The sequence below is a fragment of the Leucobacter sp. GX24907 genome (genome assembly GCF_053567335.1).
The window spans coordinates 194,768-208,461 of sequence record NZ_JBSGPD010000004.1 but is presented as its reverse complement, the minus strand read 5'-3'; the positions used below and the strand labels follow the sequence as shown (position 1 = coordinate 208,461).

The window sequence follows — 13,694 nt, the reverse complement described above, 5'->3', positions numbered from 1 at the left end:
CGCAGACCGAGTAAACCAGCAGCGGGAGCCCGGCCGCTGGCCGAACTCCCGCTAACTGTGTCGCACGTCGCGACTCATCTGAGACATATGTCCCGACTCATCACATTGGTGGATCTGAGGGGAATCGAACCCCTGACCTTCTCATTGCGAACGAGACGCGCTACCAACTGCGCCACAGACCCTTACCGAAGAAGGAGTCTAGCAGCCGATAAGGGTCGCCGTGAAATCAGATTCAGCCGACATTGCGACGGCGTCGCAGCGCCGCCTCGAGGTCGGGAGCCCCCTCCGCGGGGTTCTCGACAACGCCCATCTTGCGCAGCCGGGCCGCCGCGCTGAGGCGCCTCGCGCGCTCAGCGGTCTCGGCCGGAGTGAGCGGAGCGGGTACCCGTGCGACGCGCTGCTCGGGGAAGACAGGCGCGTCCGACGCTACAGGTGCGACCGGCGCAGCGGGCGCCGGTGCGGCAGTGGGTGCAGCAGGAGTGGTGCTGGTACCCGGTGCGGATTGCGCCGATTTTGCGACACCCCGAGATGTCGTCGCGGCGATCCCTGCTCGACCATTTCGGCCTTCTGCCGAGAGCAGCATCGAATCGGGCTGGTTAGCTCGAGGGGCGGGCTGCTGCGATCGAGCACGGGCGAGCGCGCGGGCCCGCGCGATGCGAGCAGCGGCAGCCTGCTGTGCGGCCGCGTGGGCGGCAGCAGCTTCGGCCTCCGCCTGAGCATCGCCGGAGTCGTCGAGCGTCTCCGCAACGGAATCCATCGCAGGCACTGGAACCTCGCGTTGCTGCGGAACCACAGACGGAGCAGTCGCTCCGGGTGCGAGCATCAGGAGCAGGGTGACACCCGACAAGGCAGCAAGCGCCGAAGCGATGAGGATCGCACCTCCTGCCCCCGAGAGCAGCACACCGAAGCCGACGAGCACGCCGACGATCCCGATCAGGGAGACCACCGCAGCCGAGGCGCGCACCTTGCGCACGCCAGGGCGGCGCATCCGCTCAGCCCGACTCACCAAAGCTTCAGTACGTTGCATACCCCTCGCAGCGATTTCGGCACGTTTCTGTTCGGCACGCGCGGCGGCCAGTTCGGCTTCGCGCTCCGCTTCCTGGCGCTTCTGCGCGGTGCGCGCGAGCTTTTCGTGGGCGAGCGCTTGCCGTGCGTTCGCCTCGGCCCGTACCTCGCGGGGTACCTCCGAGGTTTCTGCGAGCAGTCGCATAGTGCGCTGCAGACGCAGAGCATTGCGCTCGGCGGTTCGGAATTCGCGTCGTCGCACCCAGATCGGGACGAGCACCACGGCCCAGAGCAGCGCGGCGACGACGAAGATGATGCCTCCACCGAACGCGCTGCCACTCATGGGAATCACTGTACGAGGAAATGCTGGTTGCGTGTCGTGCGGCGCGCCGCATCTTGCCACCCTCACCGCGCAGCAAGCAACCGCTGCACCATTCCATCGGGAACTTCCTCGCGCGTCACCGCGAAGCTGTCATGGTCGCACCACGCACCATTGATGTGAATGTACGCCCTCCGCAGCCCTTCGTAGCGCATCCCGAGTTTCTCGACGACGCGCAGCGATGCAACATTCTCGGGACGGATGCAGATCTCCACGCGGTGCAGGCCGACGTGCGTGAACACGCAATCGATTGCGAGAGCGACACTCAGCGGGGCGATCCCACGACCTGCGACGTGCCTCGACACCCAGTAACCGATCTGACAAGAACGAAGCGCTCCCCCACTCACCTCAGAAACACTGAGCTGGCCGACCAATTGACCGTGGTACACGATGACGAATGGCACACCGCTTCCACTCGTCATCTGCGCGCGCATCGAGCGGATCATCGGCCGCATCGACACCGAACCCGGCGCGGGTCCGCGCCCAGCGGGGTGCGTCGCCTCCCACTGCTCCAACCAGTCGCGGTTGCGCGTCAGCAGACTCTCGAGCGTGCGAGAGTCTCGGGCGCGAATAACCCGCAGTTCGAGATCACCGGCGACGAGTGACGACGGTACCTCGATGGGTGTGCTGAGCGGCGCCACGGCATCGACTCCTGAAGCGTGTTACGAAACGAGACGACTAGTCGGCTGCCGATCCCTCGACCTCACCGCGACGCTGACGCAACCGCTCGGCAAAACCGATGACCCAGTCCGAGATCTCATTGCCGAGCTCGGGATGGTCGACGCCGAGCAGCACGTTCGCCTTGATCCAGTCGGCGCGATCGCCGGTGTCGTACCGGCGACCGCGGAAGATCACGCCGAAGACCGGACGTTCGCCGCGACCGGCTGCGAGCTCGTTGAGCGCATCGGTCAGCTGATACTCCCCACCGCGGCCGGGCTCGAGCGCATCGACGAGATCGAAGATCTCGGGGCGCAGCACGTAGCGTCCGATCACGGCAAGGTTCGAAGGTGCTTCTTCGCGCGACGGCTTCTCGACGAGCGCGGTGATGCGGACGACGTCGTCTTGGTCAGTAGCTTCAACGGCCGCGCAGCCGTAGAGATGGATCGACTCCTCCGGCACCTCCATGAGCGCCACAACGGTGGCCTCCTGCGCGTCGTGCACCTCAACCATGCGATCGAGCAGCGGATCGCGGGCGTCGATGAGGTCATCGCCGAGCAGCACCGCAAACGATTCTCTCCCCACGTGGCTGCGTGCACAGCCGACCGCGTGTCCGAGACCCAGCGGCTGCCCCTGCCGGAGGAAGTGGACCTCGGCGAGTTCGCTGGACTCGTGCACTTTGCGCAGCCGATCTTGGTCGCCCTTGCGCTGCAGCGTGTACTCGAGCTCGGGCACGCCGTCGAAGTGGTTGGTGAGATTGCCTTTGTTGCGCCCGGTGATGATGAGCACGTCGTCGAGGCCTGCGGCGGCGGCCTCTTCCACGACGTACTGGATCGCGGGCTTATCGACGATCGGCAGCATCTCCTTCGGCATGGCCTTCGTAGCGGGCAAGAAGCGCGTCCCGAGCCCGGCTGCGGGAATAACCGCCTTCGTGACTCCGGACGCGCGGCTCGAACTGTGATCCGTCATGCGGACAGCCTAGTGCGCAGACCGTCTCGGCGTCATACGGCCGTTGCTCCCGTGCCCCGGCGCCGTCACCGCGTACACTTCTGGTTATGGATGAGGGGGCCTACGAGAAGCGGCGCGTGCGCACTGCTGTGCGCACGCGCCGCTCGGCTCGGTCCGTCCTCCAGCAGTCCGAGGCCGGCACAGACCTGGCTCGTCACCTGAGCAGACTCATGAGTGAGACCGGATCCCGATCTGTGACCTGCTATCTCCCCGTGCGCGGAGAGCCCGATACTCGACCCTTCCTCGATTGGGCGCAGGATCAGGGCCTCAACGTGCTGCTCCCCTCGTCGCTCGACGACGGTCGGCTCGAGTGGCGGCGCTCGCGCGGCGAGACCGTGCCCGGTTTGTTCGGGATCCCCGAGCCTGTCGGCGATCCCGAACCCCCTTCGGCGATTTCTGCAGTCGATCTCATGCTGATCCCGGCCTGCGCAGTCGACACCTCCGGCACCCGCCTCGGGTGGGGTCGAGGCTACTTCGACCGCATCCTGTCGGCGCTGCCCGCATCCGGCCGCCCCGCAGTGTATGCCGTCGTCTACGATGACGAACTGCTGCCATCGCTGCCCGCAGAGCCGCACGACGTGCCCGTTGACGGCGCTGTGACCCCGTCCGGAGTGGTCCACTTCAGTGCCGACGGCAACGGGACCATCGACAGCAGCGCCAATGAGTACGGTGTCGACCAGTACGGTGTCAACGACGCTTCTGACGTCGTCGCCCGCACCCAGACTGCCCCTTTCCGATTCGAAGAAGAACCAGTGCCCGCCCCGGGCGCTGGGGCCAGTGAGCAATAGAAGGAGACCCAATGCTCAAGGGATTCAAAGAGTTTCTGATGCGCGGCAACGTCATCGACCTCGCGGTCGCTGTCGTCATCGGAGCCGCCTTCAACGCCGTCGTCGAGCGTGTGGTGGCGTCGCTGTTCAATCCGATCATCGGCATGGTGTTCCAAGCGGATTCGCTCGACACCGCCCTGATGTTCGACCTGCCGGGTGGCGGCAAGCTCGCCATCGGTGCCGTCATCGGTGCCCTCATCAACTTCGTCATCGTCGCCGCAGTCGTGTACTTCGTCTTCGTGCTGCCGATGAACAAGCTCCGCGAGCGCGGTGCCGACGATGGCTACACCGAGGAGACCACCCCTTCGGAGCAGGAACTGCTCGTCGAGATCCGCGATCTGCTGCGTGCACAGAACGCTTCAGGCATCGGTGCGTCCGACGCCGAGGAACATGCTGCTCAGGCCGCTGATGCCGCCGACAATGACTCCGCTCGTCACGGCGCCCACGGGCAGTAATCAGTTTCAGTCCCACGCCGGGACGAATCCACGTGAAGCCGTCGCACGATTACCAGTGCGGCGGCTTCTCGCGTTTCAAGCGTGCCTCGTTCTCAGTGGCGGAGGCATCGCTCGTCCGATCGCCCCAGGACTCGGGGCGATCCTCCGAAGCAGTTCCGTTAAGGCCGGTCGCCGACGGGCGCTCGTCGCTCCCGGGTACAGCCGGCCGCTGCGCTCGACGAGGGCGACGTCGCTCGTCTGACCCGGAGGGTTCTCGGGTCACCGCTCGCGGCTCTCCTTGCCGCCGCCCACTGACTCAGCTGCGCCGGTGTCGGCTTTCACCACAGCAGTGCCTGGCTTGACTTCAGTAGTCCGCGATTCGACCACACCGGTTTCAGCATCGGCGTTCGTCGCCGGCTCGAGGTCTTCGACCGCGCGCACCGGCTTCGCCGCTTCGGGATCGTAGCCGACGGTGCGAGCAATGCGCAGGGCCGTCTCGTCGGGATCAGCGAACAGATCGAAGCTGTGCACACGGTGGTAGTGCCATCCGAGCCTGCGCAGCACGGAGGGCCGCAGGCGCAGCGCCTCGCGCAGACCTTCCTCACCGCCGGCGAAGTCGAGGTCGACGGCGACCGCGCGATCCCCCAGCGAGGCAGCGAGCGGAATCAAGCCACGGTAGTCCAGTGCTACCCGCAGACCGAACGACTCGAGGCGGTCGGCAAGCTCACCCAGCATCGGGTCACGCTCGGCCGGCAACGAGATCTGCTCCGGCTCCGGGTCTTCAAGCGCGAGCAGTTCGGCCAGTTCGACGACCCCGTGCTTGATGCGGGCGGAATCGAGATCGGAGGGGCGGAAGCAGCTGACGATCGTCATTGCCCGGCGTGCGCGCGTCATCGCCACGGCGATGAGCCGCTCGCCCCCGGGGCGCCCGAGCGCGCCGAAGTTCGAGAGTACTCGTCCGTGCGGAGTGCGACCGTAGCCGACGGAGAAGATCACACGATCGCGGCTTTGCGCGGTCGCCTGTTCAATCGTCATGACGGCGAACGGCTCGGCACGCTCACCGAGAAGGAAGTCCCGGTACTCCGGAAGCTTCGCGAATGCGTGGAGCACCGCCTGGTACACGCGTACCGCGTGCCGCGCACTCGCGGTGATCACCATGAGCGACTCGCCCGGGCGCTCGCTCGCATGCTGCAGCACGAGCTGTACCACCCGATCGACCTCAGCGTCCGTGCTCTCGACCGCACCCGTAGTCTGATCGGGAAGCCCTTGGCCACCGCGCACGTACTCGTGCGCGATGCTCGAATGGCCCAGGAACGTACCCGCCCAGGGCAACGAGTTGATCTCCCCGTCGTAGAAGCGGCTGTTCACCAGGTCGGTGAGATCCTGCCCGCCCGCGCGATAGCTGCGAGTCAGCGAAAGCTTCGGCAGCACCCCTGAGAGCATTGCGAACGCCGACCGGCGATGCAGCGCCTCGGGGTCGTACTCCTGTTCGTCAGGAACGCGCACCGCGATCTCGAAAGGCGACGGCGACTGGGTCACCGTATCGCCGAACGCGACGACCTGTCGGGCCCGTCGAATCGCCCCGACGTTCTCCACGAGCGTCGTCGCGCCCGCGTCGATGAGCAGCGCGGTGTCGAACGTCATGCTGTCTGGCAGCTGCGCGACCTCGTAGGGCGACATCACCCACACCGGGGCCAGAGCCCGCATCAACTTCGGTGCGTGCTGAGCGAGCCATGCCAGCGACGGCTGCCCGGCCCGCAGCGCGTCACGCAGGGCGCGCGCCTCCTGCGTATCGTCGAGCACGGCCACCCGCCATGCGTCTGCGAGCTGGGCGGCGAGCAAGGTGCCATTCGCGCCGGCATGGGCGTCGTCGACGAGACGGAAGTCGGCCTCGAGTCGCTCCAGCACACTGGTGTTGGCGCTCAGCAATGCCTGGTTGGTCTGCAGAATACGCTCAAGCACCGACTGCCACCAGGCCAGCTCGAGTTCGGCCGAGACCTGGTCTGCGGGCACATGCCGTGCTGAGAGGTCGTCGAGCAGCGGCTCGATCGCAGCCTTGCGCAAGCGCTCGACGATCGCAGTCCGCTCCTGAATGTTCTGCAGCACCTCGGACTCGCGTGCCAGCTCGGTCGTGCGCCGCGCCAAGGCCGCAAGGCTCAGGTTCTTCAGGCGCTCCGACTCGGCGGTGACGCCGAGCACGCGATCGAGTTCGTCGAGGTCCTGATAGCTCGCTTGGAAAGCCGAGGCCACGTCGGCGATGCCGGCCGGCACCTCCGGGCGCGCACCCGCGACCGTCGTGTAGCGGTGCCAAAGCACGCGCTGCTGCTGAATCTGCACGAGCCGCGAATACATGTCACCGACATGAACGCCCGGGCGCACGTACTCGCGTGCGAGTTTGCGCAGCCGTCGCCGGTTCGCGTTCGACATGTCCTCACCGCCGCGCGGGGCGTGCGCTGCGATGACTTCGGTGAGCTGACGGTCGTACACCTCGGGCTTGAAACGATCGAGGGTCTCTCGAATGCCCATGAGCAGCCGCAGATACACTCCAAGCTCGGCAATCGTCTCGAAAGATCGCATGGAAGTCTGCTCGATGACCTCGTTCGCCAGCGAGATGAGACGCGGAAGCTGCGATTCAGACAGCTTCACGGCCACCGAATACGCCCGCTTGGCCTCTTCCGTGGTGCTGAAGTCGACGCCGTACCAGGGCGAGTCCTCGGGCCCGTACTGGAACTGACCAAGCCGAGCGACCTCGGTGAGCGCCTCGGCGATGGAAGTTCGATCGAGCGTCAATTGCGCGAGCGCTTGCTCGGGCAACCGCACGGTGGTCGTCGGCGGGTTCTCGGTCGACGACAGCCGCGTCAACTCGCGCAGCGCGTCGAGCGGCGAGATGCCGTACTGACGGTCGGGCTTCGAGAGTGCGGTCTGATAGTCGAGCAGTACCCCGCGCAGACGCACCAGTGCATCGTCGACGTCGCGCAGCTGCTCGGCACGAGCCGACTCATTCCGGCTGATGCTCTCGACGAGATTGCGGCGCAGCAAGCGCGGCGTCGCCGCGAGACCGCTCAGCGACGCGCGCGTCAGGCGATGGTTGATGCCGTCGATCGTGGCCCGTCGCGGCGACACGACGAGCACGCGCTTTCCCGCACGTACGAGCGAGCCGATTGCGTTGACCACCGTCTGAGTGCCGCCGGTGCCCGGCAGCGTGCGCACGACGAGCGAATGCCCCGCCTCGATCTGGGCGAGCACGTCTTCCTGCTCGGCATCGGCATCGTAGAGGTGCCGGTCGGTCTCGGGCGAGCGCTCATTCGTCGACGGCGGGTTGACCGGGCGGTAAGAATCGCGCAGCTGCTTCTGCGCGGGCTCACTGCCGCAGACGGCGTTCAGGATCGGGGTGTCGAGGTTCTTGGCATCGGCCACCATGCGCTGGGCGATGTCGAGGAACGACGATACGAGCAGGCGCGGCTGCACCACGAAGTCGGGCACGCCGGCGACCATCTGCCGCAGGCGGTCGATGACGGGCTGCGGCTTGAAGACGCCCTCCGACTGGGAGAGCTCGAGCAGCGTACGGGAGTCGAGCACGATGCCGAAATGGTCGCGCAGTGCTCGCGTGAGCTCCGGGTTCACCACCGGATTCTGCTTCAGTTTGAGCTCGAAGTCGCGCCCGTAGCGTCGGATTGCGAGCGGGCGCAGCAGCACAGGCGCGCAGAACTCTTCGCCCTCGAAGGCCCACTTGGCGATACCGACCGCGAGATACACCGTCTCGAGGCCACGCACAGTGCGCATCTCGATGGCCTTGTCGGTTACGCGTCCGGCGGCGACGCGAGCGTGCCGCAGGGCGAGGTCATCGCGAATCAGGGCCGAAAGCAGAATCTTCTGCCCGGTGATGAACTGCGGAAGGCCACCCGGGTGGGTCGTCGAGAGTTCGATGCGGTTCGCAGGCCGATCCTCAAAATGCAGCAGGCTATTGCGGCCGCCGATCGTGGAGAGTTCTTCGCGCCACGCCCGGTGCTCTTCGGCAAACGACTCGACCCGAGCAACGGGGCGGCTCTCGTATGCCTCGGTCTCGGTGCTGTCGGCACGGTCAGTCGCCGGAGCCGGCTTCGCGGCGAGCGCCCCATCCGACACAGGTTCAGTCTCACGGAACGATGCGGTATCGCTGGCGCGCGCGTCCGCACCGCCCTCCCCCGAAACGGGCACGGTGGATTTCGCTACGGCCCGAGCCGAGCTGTTCGCCTTACCACCGGATTTACGGCGTCGATCCACACTCCACACAGGGCCAGGGTATGTCGTTCACCCGAGAATCCGGGGAATCCGCGCGGTGTTTCTCAGGTGCGTGCACGGAGTGCCCCGCGCGCTCCCCCGCATTCCGCGCTGAGCCCCCCATCCCGTGCTGGGTCGTCCCGTATTCCGCGCCGAGTCCCCGGGAGCGCGCCCCGCACTCGTCAGCGGGGCAGAGCCGCCTCGGACCCGGTACCCCGCACCTTCGCCAGCACACTCATCAGGTGGTACACCCCGATCGCTGAGAGCGTGCCCAGCGCGATGCCGTTGAACACCACGGATCCGAACTCGATCGTAAAGTCCGCAATGCCGACGATCAGGGGGATCGCCGCCGAGAACTGGTTGATCGGCTTCGAGAAGTCGACACGATTGTCGATCCAGATCTTCACACCGATGAGGCCGATGAGACCGTACAGCGCGACCGTCACGCCACCCAGCACGGCAGGTGGTACCGAGAAGATGATCGCGCCGACCTTCGGCGAGAAGCTCAGCCCGATCGCAATGACCCCTGCGACCCAGTAAGCAGCCGTCGAGTACACGCGGGTAGCAGCCATCACGCCGATGTTCTCGCCGTAGGTGGTCGTACCCGAACCGCCGCCGAACCCTGCGAGCACCGTCGAGATGCCATCCGCGAGGAGGGCGCGACCGGTCACCGGATCGAGATCGCGCTCGATCATCAGGCCGACGCTCTTCACGTGTCCTACGTTCTCGGCGATGAGCACGAGCACCACCGGCAGGAACGCCGGCAACAGACCCCACAGCGTCGGGTCGGCGAACGGATTGCCGACTGCATGGAAGCTCGGCAGACCCACCCAGCTCGCATCGCGCACCGCAGTGAAATCGACAAGCCCGACCAGCACCGCTGCGATGTAGCCGACGCCCATACCGAGCACGATCGACAGACGTCCGATCAGCCCGCGGAACACCACCGTGATGAGCAGAATCGCCACGATCGTCACGAACGCGATCGTCGAAGACAGGGCCTGGTCGACGTCAGGGTTGTTTGCCGGATCACCGGTCCAGTTGTTGCGTACCGCCGGGGCCAGGTTGAAGCCGATCAGCGCCACGATAGCGCCCATCGCAACCGGCGGCATGAGTGCGTTGATCCACCCGGTGCCGAAACGATGCACGATGATACCGACGAGCGCCATCAGCACACCGATCGCCAGGATCCCGAACGATGCACGCCCCAGATCAGGGTTCGCCGGGTCGCCACCCGCCATCGCCGCCATGATCGGAGCGATGAACGCGAACGAGGATCCCAGGTAACTCGGAAGCCGGTTGCCGGTGATCAGGAGGAAGAGCAGCGTACCCAGGCCGGAGAAGAAGAGCGTCGCGGTCGGGCTGAACCCCGTGATCAGGGGCACCAGGAATGTCGCGCCGAACATGGCGACGACGTGCTGTGCGCCGAAGCCGATAGTGCGCGGCCAAGTCATGCGCTCCTCGGGCAGCACGATCGCGTCAGAGGAGACGCGTCGGCCGTCTCCGTGCAACTTCCAGGGCAGAGCCATCGGATCTCCTCGTGTCGGTGGTCAGGCCGTCGCGCGAGTCCGAGCGGACCCGTCTGCGCGATCCCGAGCATTCATATACCGAGGCATAAACCTACTGCATCCCGCGGGCGCGTGCTGCTACGGGCGCGGGTGGCGTGGGCACAGGTGGCCTGGGCGCAGATGCAGTCGCGGGGCAGATGCAGTCGCGGGTGCAACTGCATCATCAGATTCCGGATCAGCACCTAGCTATGCAATCAGCACGTAGATATGCCGAAATCAGTGAATCTGGCATATCTACACGCTGATCCCATATTGAAGCGCTGAGGCGAGAGGAGGGGAATCCGAAGTACCCCAAAGCGTGAGGCCCCCAGCGAGACCTGCGTGTGGAGCCCCCTCACAACCTGGAGGTGGAGCACGCGCAAAACCTGGAGGTGGAGCACGCGCAAAACCTGGAGGTGGAGCACGCGCAAAACCTGGAGGTGGAGCACCCTCAGGACCTGCGGGTGAAGACCCTACGCCCCGCCGAAGAACGCCCCGGTCGCGCGGGCAAGACCATGCAGGTCATCGACGTGGGCGAGCTCGCGGGCAGAGTGCATCGACAGCAGCGGCACGCCGACGTCGACCGTGCGAATGCCGATCCTGGTCGCGGTGAGCGGCCCGATCGTCGAGCCGCAGGGCACCGTGTTGTTCGAGACGAACTGCTGCGTCGGTACCCCGGCCGCATCGCACGCCCGCTGCCACAGCGCCGCGCCGTGCGCATCGCTCGCGTAGCGCTGATTGCCATTGACCTTGAGCATAGGGCCGGATCCGGCGAGTGGCCGCACCCTGGGGTCGTGCTTCTCCGGGTAGTTCGGGTGCACCGAGTGCCCGGCATCGGCAGAGAGGCACCAGGATCGCGCGAGCCCCCGGGCGGCGTCCTCAGCTGTCGCCCCGAGCCCCGCCTGCAAGCGACTGATCACGTCGGCGAGGAACGGTCCGCAGGCGCCGGAACGGGACTCCGAACCGAGCTCCTCGTGGTCGAAGGCCGCGAGCACTGCGATGGTTCCGGCAGCCGGTTCGGTCTCGATGAGCGCTACAATTCCGGCGAATGTCGAGCTCAGGTTGTCGAGACGCGGGGAGGCGAAGAGGTCTCCGAGGGCGCCGATGCGGGCCGGTGGCTGCGTGTCGTACAGGCGCACATCGACGCCGGCGATGTCAGCGACGCCGGCGTCCTGCACTTCCCTACCGGCCGCACCCTCAATCGCCGTCGCGAGCAACCGGAGCACCGAAATAGCGCCACCCCTCGCGTCCGCCGTCTGGACGCCTCCGTCGGCCCCCGCCCCGACACCACCGTCGAGGGTCGAATCCCTCACGGAACCGACGGATCTTGCATGAATTCTTCGACCTTCACCCAGGATGCCGCTCGCGTTCAGACCCAGGATCGGCTGCACGTGCCGCTGCCGGTCAAGCGTGAGCCCCGAGTTGGCTTCGCGATCCAAGTGGATCGCGAGCTGCGGAATCCGCGCGACCGCATCGGTGCACACCAGATGCTCGTCTCCTGCCCGTGTGACGATACGCCCGGCGAGGCCGAGATCGCGGTCGAGCCACGAGTTGATGAGCGGCCCGCCGTACACCTCGACACCGGCCTGTGCCCATCCGTCGGCGGTGAAGTCGGGCTGCGGCTTGAGCACGAAGCCCGGAGAGTCGGTGTGAGCACCGAGCACTCGCACCGGGCTCACGGGTGAGACCTCATCGCCCGCGCGCCAGGCGATGATCGCGCCGTCGCGCACGACGAATCCCCGACCGCCCGAGGCGAGCGGCTCCCACCCGTCGGCTTCGGCGTACTCGGTGAAGCCGGCCTCCGAGAGCAGCCGAGCGGCCGCGCGAGCCGCATGGTACGACGACGGCGACGCCGACACGTACTCGGCAAACGCCGAGATGTAGCCGTCACGATCGGGCAGCAGAGCAGACACCGGGTCGCTCACTCGCTCGCGGGAGCCTCGAAGGACGCGGCGAACTCGGCGAGCAGACGCGCACCGAATCCGGTCGAGCCGGTCGAGCGCCACAGGTCGTCGCTCTCCGACTGCATCGTGCCGGCGATGTCGAGGTGTCCCCAGGGCAGACCGTCGACGAACTCGTTCAAGAAGAGGCCGGCGAGGATCACGCCCGCGTACTGCCCTCCGATGTTCGACAGGTCCGCCACGTTCGACTTGAGCTGTTCGCGATAGCGATGATCGAGGGGGAATCGCCAGATGTTCTCGTCGGTCGCGTCGGCGGCGGCCTGGAGCTGCTCGGCGATCGCGTCGTCGTTCGCGAGCATCGCGGCCGTGCGCGTGCCGAGCGCCGCCATTGCGGCACCGGTGAGCGTGGCGATGTCGATGATGGCGTCGGGACGGCGCTCTTCCTCTGTCGCGAGTACAAGGCCGTCGGCCATGACGAGGCGACCTTCGGCGTCGGTGTTCTTGACTTCGACGGTCTTGCCGCCGCGGATCGTGAGCACATCGCCCAGCTTCGTCGCACTGCCCGAGGGCATGTTGTCGGTGCACATGAGCCAACCGGTCACCGCGGTGGTGACGCCGAGATCACGCAGCGCGGTCATCGAAGCGAAGACCGCGGCGGCCCCCATCATGTCGAACTTCATCGCCGCATGCATGGCGTTCGACGGCTTCAGGCTGATCCCGCCGGAGTCGTACATGATGCCCTTGCCGATGAGCGCGAGGTGCCCCTCGGCATCTTCGACCGCGCTACCCTCGGGGCGGTACGAGAGCTTGATCATGCGCGGTTCTTCGGTGCTGCCGGCGTTGACACCGAGCAGGCCACCGGTGCCGAGCTCCATGAGCTGCTGCCGGTCGAAGATCTCGGCCTCGAGGCCGAACTCGGGGGCGTAACGCTCGATGACTTCGGCGAACTTCACTGCGCTGAGGTGGCGGGGCGGCGTGTTTGCGAGATCGCGTGAGATCGCCGTGGTTCGGGCGAGGATCAGCCCTCGTTCGATTCCGGCCTCCGCTGCTTCGAGGTGCTCCTCGTCGAGCCGCAACATGAGTTCTTCGAGTACCACCGTCTTGGGGTCGCTCTTGAGCGCGTCGTAGCGGTACCGAGCGAGAAGCGCGCCCTCGATCGCTGCCTGCACGGCGACCTCCGGATCCCAGTCGGCCGCCTCGGCAGCACTGTCGGCACTCGTGCCGGCTCCGGTGTCGGCATCGGGCGAACCAGCGAGCAGCCCGGTCAGATCGACGGCGATCCTGCCAGATTCTTTCGCGGCGCGAGTGCACGCGGCGACCGCGTCACGCAGCTGAGCATCGGTCTCGATGCCGCTCGAGCCGGTGCCGACGAGCACGCGCAGGGGCGTTCCGGGCAGCACGAGCGTCTGGTTGGAGGCGCCGGTGAAGCCGGCCGCGGCGAGCGCGTCGCGGTCGATACCCGCAAGTGCCTCGGGCAGTTCGGCTTCCGAGTCCGATCGCACGAAGACCGCGACTGCACCGGCATCGGCCGGGAGTTCCGCGGAAACGCTGACCTGCGTCGTGCGGGAGAGGGAGGGGACAGGATCGAATGCGGGATCAATCACAACGCTCATGGCTCAACACTACCCCGCGCCTCGGGTTCCTTCCGTGTCCGCGATGCAAGCGGGATCACTCCC

The 13,694-nt window shown here is 66.6% G+C and carries 10 protein-coding genes and 1 tRNA gene; 2 read left to right on the top strand and 9 right to left on the bottom strand.

Translation table 11 applies throughout. The annotated features are described in order from the left end of the window. Window positions 1-106: 106 nt before the first annotated feature. The 4 genes from ACUYV6_RS07855 to ACUYV6_RS07840 all read right to left on the bottom strand — a co-directional run bounded on the left by ACUYV6_RS07855 (window position 107) and on the right by ACUYV6_RS07840 (window position 3,010). Window positions 107-182 (bottom strand) — tRNA-Ala (locus ACUYV6_RS07855). A gap of 50 nt (window positions 183-232) precedes the next feature. Beyond that, window positions 233-1,348: a hypothetical protein gene (locus ACUYV6_RS07850; RefSeq protein ID WP_449278106.1), complete on the bottom strand. Its 1,116-nt coding sequence runs from the start codon at window positions 1,346-1,348 to the stop codon at window positions 233-235. A 62-nt stretch (window positions 1,349-1,410) separates the two neighbouring features. Continuing rightward, complete coding sequence (locus tag ACUYV6_RS07845; protein ID WP_449278105.1) at window positions 1,411-2,025, bottom strand: GNAT family N-acetyltransferase; 615 nt, start codon at window positions 2,023-2,025, stop codon at window positions 1,411-1,413. 37 nt (window positions 2,026-2,062) lie between these two features. Continuing rightward, a complete protein-coding gene (locus ACUYV6_RS07840; RefSeq protein ID WP_449278104.1) occupies window positions 2,063-3,010 on the bottom strand; it encodes a UTP--glucose-1-phosphate uridylyltransferase in 948 nt (315 codons plus the stop codon). 86 nt (window positions 3,011-3,096) lie between these two features. Between ACUYV6_RS07840 and ACUYV6_RS07835 the strand changes: the two genes are divergently transcribed. Both ACUYV6_RS07835 and mscL read left to right on the top strand, forming a co-directional pair. After that, window positions 3,097-3,837, top strand: coding sequence for a 5-formyltetrahydrofolate cyclo-ligase (locus ACUYV6_RS07835; RefSeq protein ID WP_449278103.1), 741 nt, complete (start codon window positions 3,097-3,099; stop codon window positions 3,835-3,837). An 11-nt stretch (window positions 3,838-3,848) separates the two neighbouring features. Further along, window positions 3,849-4,331 carry a large conductance mechanosensitive channel protein MscL gene (gene mscL, locus ACUYV6_RS07830; RefSeq protein WP_449278102.1) on the top strand — a complete coding sequence of 161 codons (483 nt, stop codon included), beginning with the start codon at window positions 3,849-3,851 and terminating at the stop codon, window positions 4,329-4,331. A gap of 49 nt (window positions 4,332-4,380) precedes the next feature. On the opposite strand, the gene ACUYV6_RS07825 is transcribed toward mscL, so the two are convergent. The 5 genes from ACUYV6_RS07825 to ACUYV6_RS07805 form a co-directional block, all read right to left on the bottom strand. After that, complete coding sequence (locus tag ACUYV6_RS07825; protein ID WP_449278101.1) at window positions 4,381-4,593, bottom strand: hypothetical protein; 213 nt, start codon at window positions 4,591-4,593, stop codon at window positions 4,381-4,383. Continuing rightward, window positions 4,590-8,582, bottom strand: coding sequence for a DUF4011 domain-containing protein (locus ACUYV6_RS07820; protein ID WP_449278100.1), 3,993 nt, complete (start codon window positions 8,580-8,582; stop codon window positions 4,590-4,592). The genes ACUYV6_RS07825 and ACUYV6_RS07820 overlap by 4 nt, the downstream gene beginning before the upstream one ends. Before the next feature lie 170 nt (window positions 8,583-8,752). Then, window positions 8,753-10,099 carry a uracil-xanthine permease family protein gene (locus ACUYV6_RS07815; protein WP_449278099.1) on the bottom strand — a complete coding sequence of 449 codons (1,347 nt, stop codon included), beginning with the start codon at window positions 10,097-10,099 and terminating at the stop codon, window positions 8,753-8,755. Window positions 10,100-10,590: 491 nt separating this feature from the next. Further along, window positions 10,591-12,042, bottom strand: coding sequence for a M18 family aminopeptidase (locus tag ACUYV6_RS07810; protein ID WP_449278098.1), 1,452 nt, complete (start codon window positions 12,040-12,042; stop codon window positions 10,591-10,593). Then, the gene (locus tag ACUYV6_RS07805; protein WP_449278097.1) at window positions 12,039-13,631 is read right to left on the bottom strand and encodes a leucyl aminopeptidase family protein; all 1,593 of its coding nucleotides are present in this window, start codon (window positions 13,629-13,631) and stop codon (window positions 12,039-12,041) included. The genes ACUYV6_RS07810 and ACUYV6_RS07805 overlap by 4 nt, the downstream gene beginning before the upstream one ends. Window positions 13,632-13,694 lie beyond the last annotated feature (63 nt).

Bases quoted from the DNA above. Each gene is read 5' to 3' on its own strand.
- ACUYV6_RS07850 (WP_449278106.1), bottom strand. From the start codon at position 1,348: ATGAGTGGCAGCGCGTTCGGTGGAGGCATCATCTTCGTCGTCGCCGCG.
- ACUYV6_RS07840 (WP_449278104.1), bottom strand. From the start codon at position 3,010: ATGACGGATCACAGTTCGAGCCGCGCGTCCGGAGTCACGAAGGCGGTT.
- ACUYV6_RS07835 (WP_449278103.1), top strand. From the start codon at position 3,097: ATGGATGAGGGGGCCTACGAGAAGCGGCGCGTGCGCACTGCTGTGCGC.
- mscL (WP_449278102.1), top strand. From the start codon at position 3,849: ATGCTCAAGGGATTCAAAGAGTTTCTGATGCGCGGCAACGTCATCGAC.
- ACUYV6_RS07815 (WP_449278099.1), bottom strand. From the start codon at position 10,099: ATGGCTCTGCCCTGGAAGTTGCACGGAGACGGCCGACGCGTCTCCTCT.
- ACUYV6_RS07805 (WP_449278097.1), bottom strand. From the start codon at position 13,631: ATGAGCGTTGTGATTGATCCCGCATTCGATCCTGTCCCCTCCCTCTCC.